Below are 11,261 nucleotides of genomic sequence, written 5' to 3'. Positions count from 1 at the left end.
GTTTAGGGAACTTGTCCTACGGTTCCCGGTCAATTTTCGCAGTGCATCACTGCACGAGTTATGTGAGTCGGAGGTTTTTTCGTATGACCACTTCTTTGCAACCTGTCTACGCGTTGGTCCCGGGTGCGAATCTGGAAGCCTACGTGAACACGGTGAACAGCATTCCCTTGCTGACGCCGGAGCAGGAGCGTGAACTGGCCGAGAGTCTCTATTATGAGCAGGATCTTGGGGCGGCTCGGCAGATGGTGCTCGCCCACCTGCGTTTTGTCGTCCATATCGCCCGTAGCTATTCCGGCTACGGGCTGGCCCAGGCTGACCTGATCCAGGAAGGCAACGTCGGCCTGATGAAGGCCGTGAAGCGCTTCAACCCGGAAATGGGTGTGCGCCTGGTGTCGTTCGCCGTGCACTGGATCAAGGCGGAAATCCACGAGTTCATCCTGCGCAACTGGCGCATTGTGAAAGTGGCCACCACCAAGGCCCAGCGCAAGCTGTTCTTCAACCTGCGTAGCCAGAAAAAGCGTCTGGCCTGGCTGAACAACGAGGAAGTCCACCGCGTGGCTGAAAGCCTCGGCGTGGAACCCCGTGAAGTGCGCGAGATGGAAAGCCGGCTGACCGGCCAGGACATGGCCTTCGACCCGGCGGCGGAAGCCGACGACGACAGTGCCTTCCAGTCTCCGGCCAACTACCTGGAAGACCACCGGTATGACCCGGCGCGTCAGCTGGAGGATGCCGACTGGAGCGAAAACTCCAACAGCAACCTGCATGAAGCCCTGGAAGTGCTCGACGAGCGCAGCCGCGACATTCTCTACCAGCGCTGGTTGGCGGAAGAGAAAGCCACGCTGCACGACCTGGCACAGAAGTACAACGTTTCGGCCGAGCGGATTCGCCAGCTGGAAAAGAGCGCGATGAACAAGCTGAAGTTGTCGATTGCCGCTTAAGTGCTGAAGCAATAAAAAACGCCCCGATCTGATCGGGGCGTTTTTGTTTCGACGTTCGAAATTTTCGGCGTCTGGACAGGCCTCATCGCGAGCAAGCTTGCTCCTACAGGGCCAGCGTCGTTCACAACATTGTGGCTCGCCGCCAACACTGTAGGAGCAAGCTTGCTCGCGATGAGGCCCTGGAGATCACAACGCCCAGGGCGCCTTGCGCGAGTTGTTCAGCCCGCTCAGGTACTCATCCCCACCCAACTGGCTCATCTGCTGGCGAATCCAGCCCGCCCGGCGCGCCACGTAGATGCTCGGGTGACTGGCGCTCCATTCCCGCGGATTGGGCAGTACCGCCGCCAGCAGGCTGGCCTGCTGGCGCGACAGGCCCGCCGCGCTCACGCCGAAGTGATGCCGCGCCGCCGCTTCCGCGCCGAACACGCCGTCGTCCCACTCCACGCTGTTCAGGTACACCTCGAGAATCCGCTGCTTGGGCCACGTCAGTTCGATCAGCGCGGTAAACCAGGCTTCCAGCCCTTTACGCAAATAACTGCGCCCCGACCACAGGAACAGGTTCTTCGACACCTGCTGGCTCAAGGTGCTGGCGCCGCGAATCGAACCGCCGCGCTCGTTGTGTTCAAACGCGGCCTGGATCGCATCGAAGTCGAACCCCCAGTGCTCGGGGAATTTCTGGTCCTCGCCGGCCATTACCGCCACTTTCAACTCGTCGGAGATCTGTTCCCACGGGCGCCAGCTGCGTTGCAGGTCAATGGGCTCGCCATCGGTCCAGGACTCGATCTTGCGTTCGACCATCAGCGCGGTCCCGGGCGGCGGCACCCAACGAAACAGCAGCACCAGCAACACACTGCCGATGGCGAACCATTTCAGGACGGTGACGAGGCGGCGGAAAAGGAATGACAACATAGAGATGGCTTGGCCGGGGCGTGGGAGCGGGCCATTATACAGACCCTGTGCCCCCTGAATGGAGTTCGTCATGTTGCGTGGTTTTTTGCTGCTGGCCGCCTTTTTCGGTTTTACCGGTGTCGCCCTCGGTGCCTTTGCCGCCCACGGCCTGAAAGACCGCCTGAGCGCGGAGTACCTGGCGATCTTCCACACCGGGGTGACCTATCAGCTGGTGCACGCCCTGGCGCTGTTCGGCGTGGCGCTGCTGGCGACCCATATTCCGGGGCGTCTGGTCACCTGGGCCGGCCTGTCGTTCGCCCTCGGGATTATCCTGTTCTCCGGCAGCCTGTATCTGTTGACCCTGACCGGTGTGAGCAAGCTGGGTATCATCACCCCGTTCGGCGGCCTGGGCTTCCTGATCGGCTGGTTCTGCCTCGGTCTGGCCGCCTGGCGCCTGCAGGCGGCTTGAGCTGACCGCCAGGTCGACGAATGGCTTGGGTCGCCCGGACTGATCGGGCTAGAATGCTGACCCCTAAAAATGATGGCAGCCCGGCGCATGCGCATTCAATTGAACGGTGAACCCTTTGAACTGCCCGATGGCGAGACCGTCGCGGCGTTGCTGGCCCGGCTCGACCTGGTCGGGCGGCGGGTGGCGGTGGAGCTGAACCTGGATATCGTCCCGCGCAGCCAGCATGCCGACACCGCCCTGCGTGAAGGCGATCAGGTCGAAGTGGTACACGCTATCGGTGGCGGTTAATCGCCCCCGCGGTCCCACGCCCTGATCCACCCTGCAAGCCCTCAACCTTTCAAGAGGATTTCCGAATGAGCACTGTTCGCAGCGACAAGCCCTTCGTGCTGGCCGGCCGTACCTATCAGTCCCGTCTGCTGGTGGGTACCGGCAAATACCGCGATATGGAAGAAACCCGCCTGGCCATCGAGGCCTCGGGGGCCGAGATCGTCACCGTGGCGGTGCGCCGGACCAATCTGGGGCAGAACCCGGGCGAACCGAACCTGCTGGATATCCTGCCGCCGGATCGCTACACCATCCTGCCGAATACCGCCGGTTGCTACGACGCCATCGAAGCCGTGCGCACCTGCCGCCTGGCCCGTGAGTTGCTGGACGGCCACAACCTGGTGAAGCTGGAAGTCCTGGCCGACCAGAAAACCCTGTTCCCCAACGTGATCGAAACCCTCAAGGCCGCCGAAGTGCTGGTCAAGGAAGGTTTCGACGTGATGGTCTACACCAGCGATGACCCGATCATCGCCCGGCAACTGGCGGAAATCGGCTGTATCGCGGTCATGCCGCTGGCCGGCCTGATCGGCACGGGCCTGGGGATCTGCAACCCGTACAACCTGCAGATCATCCTCGAAGAAGCCAAGATCCCGGTGCTGGTGGATGCTGGTGTCGGTACCGCCTCCGACGCCACCATTGCCATGGAACTGGGTTGCGAGGCGGTGCTGATGAACTCGGCCATCGCCCACGCCCAGCAGCCGATCCTGATGGCCGAAGCCATGAAACACGCCATCGTTGCCGGTCGCCTGGCCTACCTCGCCGGTCGCATGCCGAAAAAACTCTATGCCAGCGCTTCCTCGCCGCTGGATGGTCTGATCAAGTAAGAGCCTTTGATGACTGAATCGAACGACACGCCAATCCAGCCGGAAGAAGGCGAAGAGCGCCAACACCGCCGTATCAAGAGTTTCGTGATGCGCGCCGGGCGCATGACCGAAGGCCAGCAGAAGGGCCTGGAACAGGGCACGCCGCTGTTCGTCCTGCCGCTGGCCGATGCGCCGGTGGATTTCGACCAGGTGTTTGGTCGCTCGGCACCGCGCTCGCTGGAAATCGGCTTCGGCATGGGGCATTCGCTGCTGGAGATGGCGGCGGCGGCACCCGAGCAGGATTTTATCGGTGTGGAAGTGCACCGTCCGGGTGTTGGGGCGCTGCTCAATGGCGTGCTGACCCAGGGTTTGAAAAACCTGCGGGTCTACGACTGCGATGCCATTGAAGTGCTCAACCGCTGTGTGGCGGACAACAGTCTGGACCGGCTGATGCTGTTTTTCCCGGATCCGTGGCACAAGAGCCGCCATCACAAGCGGCGTATCGTCCAGGCGTCCTTTGCCGAGCTGGTGCGCAGCAAGCTGAAGGTCGGCGGGATCTTGCATATGGCCACTGACTGGGAGCCGTATGCCGAATATATGCTGGAAGTGATGAACGTCGCCCCGGGTTATCGCAACCTGGCCGAAGACGGCAAATGCGTGCCGCGTCCGGCCGAACGCCCGATCACCAAGTTCGAACGCCGTGGCGAGCGACTGGGGCACGGGGTGTGGGACCTGAAGTTCGAGAAACTGGCCTGAGGCCGATGGCGGATACATCGCAGCCCCTGTAGGAGCCGGCTTGCCGGCGATGGGGCTCTCAAGATCGCTAAAAGCTTCGCGGGCAAGCCCTGCTCCTACAGAGTTTTGGCGTGCGCGGAATTGGTGTACGACGATGAACTGTAGGAGCTTGGCTTGCCAGCGAAAGGGCCCTCAAGATCGCCAGAAGCTTCGCGGGCAAGCCCTGCTCCTACAGAGTTATGGCGTGCGCGGAATTGGTGTACGGCGATGAACTGTAGGAGCTTGGCTTGCCAGCGAAAGGGCCCTCAAGATCGTCAGAAGCTTCGCGGGCAAGCCCTGCTCCTACAGAGTTTTGGCGTGTGCGGAATTGGTGTACGGCGATGAACTGTAGGAGCTTGGCTTGCCAGCGAAAGGGCCCTCAAGATCGCTAAAAGCTTCGCGGGCAAGCCCTGCTCCTACAGGTTGCGGTGCTTTTAATCAGCGCCGATCCGCCACCACCCCGATCAACACCAGCACCACCAACAACACCGGCGCCAGGCTGTAGTTGTTGAACTGGCTCAAGCCGCGCACCACCCAGGGCGTGGCGTAGATCAAGGCCGCGCCGCTGCCGATCATGCACAGCAGGGCCAGCAGCGGTACGCGCAAGGCACCGGCAATGCTGCCCAGGCGTTGATCGATCCAACCCTTGATATCCGCGCCAAACAGCACCAGCAGGCAGCCCACCAGCGCCAGGGCGATTTCCGACAGGTTGCTGCGACTCCAGCGTGACACCGTGGCGAGCAGGTCGAGTACCAGGTCCATGGGGTTTCCTTAGGTCAAAAAGTATTGCAGCAGGTCGTTGAGAAACAGCTGCCCGCGGTCGGTGGCCGCCAGGCGTGACGGTTCGACCTGCAACAGGCCACTTTGTTCGGCCTCGGCGCGTGCTTCGTTCAAGCTGTCGAGACTAAGCCCGGTACGTTGCGCAAACAAGACGGCGTCAACGCCCTCGGTCAGGCGCAGGGCATTCATCAGGAACTCGAACGGCAGCTCTTCGTTGGCCAGGACTTTCTCCCCGGCCTGGAAGGCCTTGGCCGGGTTCAGGTAGTCCTTCGGCAGGCGGGTTTTCCAGGTCCGGACGATGCGCCCGTCCGGGTGGCTGAGCTTGCCATGGGCGCCGGCACCGATGCCGATGAAATCACCGAAGCTCCAGTAATTGAGGTTGTGCCGCGCCGCCCGTCCGGGCTGGGCATAGGCCGAGACTTCGTACTGGGCGTAACCGTGCTCGGCCAGCAGCGCCTGGCCGGCTTCCTGGATATCCCACAGGGTGTCGTCTTCCGGCAGGGTCGGCGGCTGGTTCCAGAACACCGTGTTCGGCTCCAGGGTGAGCTGGTACCAGGACAGGTGCGTGGGCTTCAAGGCAATGGCCTGGCGCAGATCAGCCAGGGCATCGTCCAGGGACTGGTCCGGCAAACCGTGCATCAGGTCCAGGTTGAAGTTGTCGAACCCGGCCTGGCGCGCCATATCCGCCGCCCGCACGGCTTCGCCGCCGGTATGGATGCGGCCGAGGGCCTTGAGCTTGTCTTCCTGGAAACTCTGGATACCGATGGACAGCCGATTGATGCCCAACTGGCGATAGGCGATGAATTTTTCCTGCTCGAAGGTCCCGGGGTTGGCTTCCAGGGTGATTTCGATATCGCCGGCAAATGGAATACGCGCCTCGACGCCCTTGAGCAAACGCCCCAGCGCCGGGGCGCTGAACAGGCTGGGCGTGCCGCCACCGAAGAAGATCGAACTCAATTCACGGCCATACACCGCGTGCAGGTCCTGGTCGAGGTCGGCCAGCAGCGCGTCGACATACTCCTCTTCCGGCAGCACCGGGCTGGCGGCATGGGAGTTGAAGTCGCAATACGGGCATTTGCGCACGCACCAGGGGATATGGATATACAGCGCCAGGGGCGGCAACTGCGCCATGGCCGCCCGAGGGATTGGCGCGCTGCCGTGGATCAGCGGCGGCGCTACGTGGGGCTGGGTCATTGCAGGCCCAGGCGCTGGCGCAACAGGGCCATGGCGCGGGCGCGGTGGCTGAGCTGGTTTTTCTCGACCGGACCCAGTTCGGCGCTCGAGCAGTCACGCTCCGGCACCCAGAACAGCGGATCGTAGCCAAAACCGTGCTCGCCGCTGGCGGCGGTGAGGATGCGCCCGTGCCACAGGCCTTCGCAGAGAATCGGCAGCGGGTCATCGGCATGCCGCACCAAGGCCAGCACGCAGACGAACTGCGCGCCGCGCTCGGCGGTGGGGACGTCCTTCAGGGCCTCGAGCAGCTTGGCGTTGTTCGCCGCATCGCCCTGGCCATCGGCATAGCGGGCCGAATAGATACCCGGCGCGCCACCGAGGAAGTCCACCGCCAGCCCGGAATCGTCGGCCAGCGCCGGCAGGCCGGAAATGCGTGACGCATTACGGGCTTTCAGGATGGCGTTTTCGACGAACGACAAGCCGGTTTCTTCCGGCTCGACGCTGCTGAACTCACCGATCGAGCGCAGTTGCACCGACCCACCGAGCATGGCCTGGAGTTCTTTGAGTTTGCCGGCGTTGTGGCTGGCCAGTACCAGTTGGCTGAAGTTCATCATTCGCCTGGGAAAAGTTCCTGATTGAAGCTGAAAGTGTGGGCATCACCGCCGACGGTGACGGTGATTTCGAAGATGCGGTTTTCCTGCTGCGGTACCGGGTATTGCGCCAGGTAGTAGACGGCGCCCTGCTCGGTAATCTGCTTGAAGTTCAGTGTGACGCTCTTGCCGGTCAGGTCCTTCACATTGCCGCTGACCTGGGCGACCAGCGGTTTGCCGGCCTTGGCCACCGAGATGTTGATCACACCCTGGTCCTTGCTGCGTACCAACTCCGCACGCTGGGCAGTGTCCGGTTGAATATAGGTAGAGTTGAAGGTGTTGTAGTGCACGGTGAGGTCACCGAAGACTTCCTGGCGCTCGCCCTTGATGGCATCGGCGGCCATGGCCGTGACGCCGAAGCAGGCCGCCACTAGAAACACAATTGAACGCAGCATGATCGTTCTCCTCGAGACAGTGCGGTTTATACCGCGATCTGGTGATCGCTGAGACCTGGGCTGCTGACGCGATAAATGCCGATCTCACCTAATAGATTAGGCCATAGCTTACTGGCCCACCCATGGCGGTGCTGTTGATCCACGGCAAGCCGGTTGATCACCTTGGCGGTTCGCTCGCGGCACAGTGCCTCGAAGTCCTCGAAGGTGCAGAAGTGGATGTTCGGCGTGTTGTACCAGGTGTACGGGAGGAATTCCGAAACCGGCATCCGACCCTTGCTCGCCAGGTACCAGCGGCAGCGCCAGTGACCGAAGTTGGGGAAGGTGATGATGCACTGGCGCCCGACCCGGAGCATTTCGTCGAGGATCTTGTCCGGGTAGTGCACGGCTTGCAGGGCCTGGGTCATGACCACGATATCGAAGCTGTTGCTGGCAAAGTTGCCGAGGCCCTTGTCCAGGTCCTGCTCGATGACGTTGATGCCCTTGGCCACGCAGGTGGCGATGTTCTCCGGGTCGTTTTCCAGGCCGTAGCCGGTGACCTGCTTGTTGTCCCGCAGCCAGGCCAGCAGTTCGCCGTCGCCGCAGCCGAGGTCGAGCACGCGGCTGCCGGCGGGGATCCAGTCTTGGATGATTTCCAGGTCGGCTCTCATGGCGTCCTCACAGCGTAATTCGGTTCATGTAGTTGCCGAACGCCTGCAGGTAACGCGGGATCGGGATCAGGAAGGCGTCATGGCCTTGTGGTGCGTCGATTTCCAGGTAGCAGACGTCCTTGCGCGCGGCCATCAACGCATCGACGATTTCCCGCGAGCGGGCCGGCGAGAAACGCCAGTCGGTGGTGAAGGACATCACGCAGAAGCGGGCCGTGGCACCGGCGAAGGTTCGCGCCAGGTCATCGTTGAAGTTGGCCGCCGGGTCGAAGTAGTCCAGGGCCTTGGTCATCAACAGGTAGGTGTTGGCGTCAAAACGCCCGGAAAACTCCTCGCCCTGGTAACGCAGGTAGCTCTCGACCTGGAACTCCACGCTGTGGAAGTCGTAGTTGAGCTTTTCGCTCTTGAGGCCGCGGCCGAATTTCTCGCCCATGGAGTCATCGGACAGGTATGTGATGTGCCCGACCATGCGCGCCAGCATCAGGCCGCGCTTGGGGATCACGCCTTTTTCCTGGAACGAGCCGCCGTGGAATTCCGGATCGGTGAGGATTGCCTGGCGCGCCACTTCGTTGAAGGCGATGTTCTGCGCCGACAACTTGGGGGCCGAGGCGATGGCGACGCAATGGCGTACGCGATCGGGGAAGGTGATGCTCCATTGCATGGCCTGCATGCCGCCCAGGCTGCCGCCGATCACCGCGGCCCATTGGCCGATGCCCAGGCGGTCGGCGAGGTGGGCCTGGCTGTGGACCCAGTCTTCCACGGTCAACACCGGGAAATCGGCGCCGAAGGGACGGCGGGTCTCGGGGTTGATGCTGCTCGGGCCGGTGGAGCCGTTGCAGCCGCCAAGGTTGTTCAGGCTGACGACAAAGAACTTGTTGGTGTCGATGGGCTTGCCGGGGCCGATGCAGCTGTCCCACCAGCCGGGCTTGCGCTCGTCGGGGCTGTGGAAACCGGCGGCGTGGTGATGGCCGGAAAGGGCATGGCAGATCAGCACGGCGTTGCTCGCCGCGGGATTGAGGGTGCCGTAGGTTTCGTAGATCAGGTCGTAGGCCGGCAGGGAACGGCCGCAGGCCAGGGCCAGGGGCTCGCTGAAATGTGCTGTTTGCGGCACGACCAGCCCGACGGAATCGTGGGGAAAGACAGTGGACATCGACCCTGCTCACGCTTGAATGAGGCGTAAGTCTAATGAGCGGGGGGAGCAGCGGCAAGCGCCGCTCCCACAGTTGATCAGATCAAGCGGAACAGCACTTCCGGCATGCCGCTCATGACCGCCAGCGGCGGAATCACATAGCTCTGGATCAACTGGATCACCAGGAACGCCAGGATCGGCGAGATATCCAGGCCACCCAGGTTCGGCACGATCTTGCGGAACGGCGCCAGGGCCGGTTCGCTGATCTGGTATACCAGCTCGGCCGCCGGGCTATGGCTGCCGGGCGCGACCCAGGAAAGGATCACGCTGATGATCATGGCGAAGAAGAACACCTTGAGGAACAGCGAGGTGATGCCGATGACCGCCCAGATCAGCAGGTAGGCGATATTGCCGGTGACGCCGTAGCTGAGCAGCAGGATCACCGCCATCAGCAGCATCTGCACGACAATCGCCAGCACCAGCGAGGACATGTCCAGGCCGAACAGGCTTGGAATGATCCGGCGCAGGGGCTTGAGCAGGGGTTGCGTGGCTTTCACGGTGAACTGGCAGAGCGGGTTGTAGAAGTTGGCCCGGACCAGTTGCAGGATGAAACGCAGCAGAATCACCAACAGATACAGGCTGCCCAGGGTTTGAATGACAAAAATGGCAGCGCTATTTAATGCAAACATTAAGGGTTCCCTCGAGGATTACTGACCGAGTTGCTCGGCCATTTCGGCCGAACGGTGGGCGGCGGCGCCAAGCGCCTTTTCTACCAGGGCTTCGAAGCCGCCGGCCTGGAATGTCTTGATCGCGGCTTCCGTGGTGCCGGCCGGCGAGGTCACGCGACGGCGCAGCTCGGCGGCCTCGACGTCACTGGAGACGGCCATATGGGCGGCGCCCAGGGCGGTCTTCAGGGTCAGTTGGCTGGCGATGTCACGGGGCAGGCCAAGTTTCTCGCCGGCGGCGGTCATGGCTTCGATCAGCAGGAAGAAGTACGCCGGGCCGCTGCCGGACACGGCGGTCACCGCGTCCAGTTGCTGTTCTTCGTCCAGCCAGAAGGCGCTGCCGACGGCCGACAGCAGGGTTTGCGCCTGTTGGCGCTGTTCGGCGGACACCCGCGCGGTGGCGAACAGGCCGCTGACGCCCTGGCGCAGCAGCGCCGGGGTGTTCGGCATGCAGCGCACGATCGGCTGCTCACCCAGCCAGTTGTTCATGCTCGCGCAGGTGATACCGGCGGCAATCGACACCACCAGCTGATTGGGCTTAAGGCTGGGACGCAAGGCTTCGCACACGGCCTTCATGGCTTGCGGCTTGACCGCCAGCACCACCACATCCGCGCCGAGGATGGCCTCGGCGTTGTCGGCGAACACTTCAATACCGTGTTCGGCCTGGACCCGGGCGCGGGTCTCGGCGCCGGGATCGCTGGCGCGAATCAGCGCGGCGTCCAGGCCCTCGGCACGCAGGCCGCCGATCAGGCTGGCCGCCATGTTGCCGGCGCCGATGAAAGTGATTCGATTCTTGCTCATGACGGATCCTTAAGACGAGTGTGTGAGGCCATGTCAGGCCTGGCCATAATCGCGGGCGCCAAACAGCGCGGTACCGATCCGCACCCAGGTGGCGCCTTGGGCAATGGCCGACTCGAGATCGTGGCTCATGCCCATGGAAAGTGTGTCGAGCGGCAGGTTGAGGCTGTCTTGCAAAGTCCGCACGGTGGCGAACGCGGCGTCTTGTTCGGCACGCTCTTCGGTCGGTTCGGGGATCGCCATCAGCCCGCGCAGCTTCAGGTTCGGCAAGGCGCTGATGGCTGCGGCCAGGGCCGGCAGGTCGGCCGGGGTGCAGCCGGACTTGCTGGCCTCGCCGCTGACATTGACCTGGATGCAGATATTCAGCGGCGCCAGGTCAGCCGGGCGCTGTTCGGACAGGCGTTGTGCGATTTTCAGGCGATCCACGGAGTGCACCCAATCGAAATGCTCGGCGATGGCGCGAGTCTTGTTCGATTGAATGGGGCCGATAAAGTGCCAGCACAAGGGCAGGTCGGTCAATTCGGCCTGTTTGCCCAGGGCTTCCTGCAGGTAATTCTCGCCGAAGTCCCGCAGGCCCGCGGCATGGGCTTCGCGCACGGCGGCGGCGGGCTTGGTCTTGCTCACGGCGAGCAGGCCGATGCTGGCGCTGTCGCGGCCGGCGGCCTGTGCGGCGGCAGCGATGCGGGCTGCAACGGTGGTGATGTTGTCTGCTATCGTGGTCATTCAAATTCGCCAGCAGGTCAAAAGTCTGCGGCATTCTACCTGTATTGG

Annotated in this window: 15 protein-coding genes; 5 read left to right on the top strand and 10 right to left on the bottom strand. The window is 62.8% G+C overall.

Features of this window, described 5'->3' with window-relative positions; all coding sequences use genetic code 11:
* Window positions 1–83 precede the first annotated feature (83 nt).
* A complete protein-coding gene (gene rpoH, locus M5B42_RS18790; RefSeq protein WP_100944601.1) occupies window positions 84–938 on the top strand; it encodes an RNA polymerase sigma factor RpoH in 855 nt (284 codons plus the stop codon).
* 186 nt (window positions 939–1,124) lie between these two features.
* Here rpoH and mtgA read toward each other — a convergent pair whose 3' ends face one another.
* Entirely contained in the window at window positions 1,125–1,847 is a 723-nt protein-coding gene (gene mtgA, locus M5B42_RS18785) for a monofunctional biosynthetic peptidoglycan transglycosylase (RefSeq protein ID WP_248746691.1), read from the bottom strand.
* Between the two features lie 70 nt (window positions 1,848–1,917).
* Here mtgA and M5B42_RS18780 point away from each other — a divergent pair, with 70 nt between their 5' ends.
* From M5B42_RS18780 to trmB, 4 genes are all read left to right on the top strand, one after another.
* On the top strand, window positions 1,918–2,295 hold the full coding sequence (locus M5B42_RS18780) for a DUF423 domain-containing protein (RefSeq protein WP_248746690.1): 378 nt from the start codon (window positions 1,918–1,920) through the stop codon (window positions 2,293–2,295).
* An 87-nt stretch (window positions 2,296–2,382) separates the two neighbouring features.
* Complete coding sequence (thiS, locus tag M5B42_RS18775; RefSeq protein WP_100944604.1) at window positions 2,383–2,583, top strand: sulfur carrier protein ThiS; 201 nt, start codon at window positions 2,383–2,385, stop codon at window positions 2,581–2,583.
* Window positions 2,584–2,648: 65 nt separating this feature from the next.
* Window positions 2,649–3,443: a thiazole synthase gene (locus tag M5B42_RS18770; RefSeq protein WP_100944605.1), complete on the top strand. Its 795-nt coding sequence runs from the start codon at window positions 2,649–2,651 to the stop codon at window positions 3,441–3,443.
* 9 nt (window positions 3,444–3,452) lie between these two features.
* Window positions 3,453–4,178: a tRNA (guanosine(46)-N7)-methyltransferase TrmB gene (gene trmB / locus M5B42_RS18765; RefSeq protein WP_152736816.1), complete on the top strand. Its 726-nt coding sequence runs from the start codon at window positions 3,453–3,455 to the stop codon at window positions 4,176–4,178.
* 456 nt (window positions 4,179–4,634) lie between these two features.
* Here trmB and M5B42_RS18760 read toward each other — a convergent pair whose 3' ends face one another.
* From M5B42_RS18760 to M5B42_RS18720, 9 genes are all read right to left on the bottom strand, one after another.
* The gene (locus M5B42_RS18760; protein ID WP_060781995.1) at window positions 4,635–4,958 is read right to left on the bottom strand and encodes a DUF3392 domain-containing protein; all 324 of its coding nucleotides are present in this window, start codon (window positions 4,956–4,958) and stop codon (window positions 4,635–4,637) included.
* Between the two features lie 9 nt (window positions 4,959–4,967).
* A complete protein-coding gene (gene hemW, locus M5B42_RS18755; protein WP_248746719.1) occupies window positions 4,968–6,107 on the bottom strand; it encodes a radical SAM family heme chaperone HemW in 1,140 nt (379 codons plus the stop codon).
* A 59-nt stretch (window positions 6,108–6,166) separates the two neighbouring features.
* Entirely contained in the window at window positions 6,167–6,763 is a 597-nt protein-coding gene (rdgB, locus tag M5B42_RS18750; RefSeq protein WP_152736818.1) for an RdgB/HAM1 family non-canonical purine NTP pyrophosphatase, read from the bottom strand.
* Window positions 6,760–7,194 (bottom strand): DUF4426 domain-containing protein, encoded by a 435-nt coding sequence (locus M5B42_RS18745; protein WP_248746689.1) that lies wholly within the window; start codon window positions 7,192–7,194, stop codon window positions 6,760–6,762. The genes rdgB and M5B42_RS18745 overlap by 4 nt, the downstream gene beginning before the upstream one ends.
* Window positions 7,195–7,220: 26 nt before the next feature.
* Window positions 7,221–7,841, bottom strand: coding sequence for a methionine biosynthesis protein MetW (metW, locus tag M5B42_RS18740; protein ID WP_103494442.1), 621 nt, complete (start codon window positions 7,839–7,841; stop codon window positions 7,221–7,223).
* A 7-nt stretch (window positions 7,842–7,848) separates the two neighbouring features.
* The gene (locus tag M5B42_RS18735; protein WP_248746688.1) at window positions 7,849–8,988 is read right to left on the bottom strand and encodes a homoserine O-acetyltransferase; all 1,140 of its coding nucleotides are present in this window, start codon (window positions 8,986–8,988) and stop codon (window positions 7,849–7,851) included.
* 77 nt (window positions 8,989–9,065) lie between these two features.
* A complete protein-coding gene (locus tag M5B42_RS18730) occupies window positions 9,066–9,656 on the bottom strand; it encodes a YggT family protein (protein WP_248746687.1) in 591 nt (196 codons plus the stop codon).
* 18 nt (window positions 9,657–9,674) lie between these two features.
* A complete protein-coding gene (gene proC / locus M5B42_RS18725) occupies window positions 9,675–10,493 on the bottom strand; it encodes a pyrroline-5-carboxylate reductase (protein ID WP_248746686.1) in 819 nt (272 codons plus the stop codon).
* Window positions 10,494–10,526: 33 nt separating this feature from the next.
* Window positions 10,527–11,213 carry a YggS family pyridoxal phosphate-dependent enzyme gene (locus tag M5B42_RS18720; protein ID WP_152736823.1) on the bottom strand — a complete coding sequence of 229 codons (687 nt, stop codon included), beginning with the start codon at window positions 11,211–11,213 and terminating at the stop codon, window positions 10,527–10,529.
* Between the last annotated feature and the right edge of the window lie 48 nt (window positions 11,214–11,261).

Origin of the sequence: Pseudomonas sp. MWU12-2037 (assembly GCF_023242345.1) — a bacterium.
In the GTDB taxonomy this organism is placed as follows: Bacteria; Pseudomonadota; Gammaproteobacteria; order Pseudomonadales; family Pseudomonadaceae; genus Aquipseudomonas; species Aquipseudomonas gingeri_D.
The sequence above is the reverse complement of the archived record's forward strand: the minus strand, read 5'-3'. Positions and strand labels throughout refer to the sequence as shown.

Excerpts from the sequence above, each read along its gene's own strand:
- trmB (WP_152736816.1), top strand. The coding sequence starts at position 3,453 with ATGACTGAATCGAACGACACGCCAATCCAGCCGGAAGAAGGCGAAGAG.
- rpoH (WP_100944601.1), top strand. The coding sequence starts at position 84 with ATGACCACTTCTTTGCAACCTGTCTACGCGTTGGTCCCGGGTGCGAAT.
- M5B42_RS18760 (WP_060781995.1), bottom strand. The coding sequence starts at position 4,958 with ATGGACCTGGTACTCGACCTGCTCGCCACGGTGTCACGCTGGAGTCGC.
- metW (WP_103494442.1), bottom strand. The coding sequence starts at position 7,841 with ATGAGAGCCGACCTGGAAATCATCCAAGACTGGATCCCCGCCGGCAGC.
- hemW (WP_248746719.1), bottom strand. The coding sequence starts at position 6,107 with ATGGCGCAGTTGCCGCCCCTGGCGCTGTATATCCATATCCCCTGGTGC.
- proC (WP_248746686.1), bottom strand. The coding sequence starts at position 10,493 with ATGAGCAAGAATCGAATCACTTTCATCGGCGCCGGCAACATGGCGGCC.
- M5B42_RS18770 (WP_100944605.1), top strand. The coding sequence starts at position 2,649 with ATGAGCACTGTTCGCAGCGACAAGCCCTTCGTGCTGGCCGGCCGTACC.
- M5B42_RS18780 (WP_248746690.1), top strand. The coding sequence starts at position 1,918 with ATGTTGCGTGGTTTTTTGCTGCTGGCCGCCTTTTTCGGTTTTACCGGT.
- thiS (WP_100944604.1), top strand. The coding sequence starts at position 2,383 with ATGCGCATTCAATTGAACGGTGAACCCTTTGAACTGCCCGATGGCGAG.
- M5B42_RS18735 (WP_248746688.1), bottom strand. The coding sequence starts at position 8,988 with ATGTCCACTGTCTTTCCCCACGATTCCGTCGGGCTGGTCGTGCCGCAA.
- M5B42_RS18745 (WP_248746689.1), bottom strand. The coding sequence starts at position 7,194 with ATGCTGCGTTCAATTGTGTTTCTAGTGGCGGCCTGCTTCGGCGTCACG.
- rdgB (WP_152736818.1), bottom strand. The coding sequence starts at position 6,763 with ATGATGAACTTCAGCCAACTGGTACTGGCCAGCCACAACGCCGGCAAA.
- M5B42_RS18730 (WP_248746687.1), bottom strand. The coding sequence starts at position 9,656 with ATGTTTGCATTAAATAGCGCTGCCATTTTTGTCATTCAAACCCTGGGC.
- M5B42_RS18720 (WP_152736823.1), bottom strand. The coding sequence starts at position 11,213 with ATGACCACGATAGCAGACAACATCACCACCGTTGCAGCCCGCATCGCT.
- mtgA (WP_248746691.1), bottom strand. The coding sequence starts at position 1,847 with ATGTTGTCATTCCTTTTCCGCCGCCTCGTCACCGTCCTGAAATGGTTC.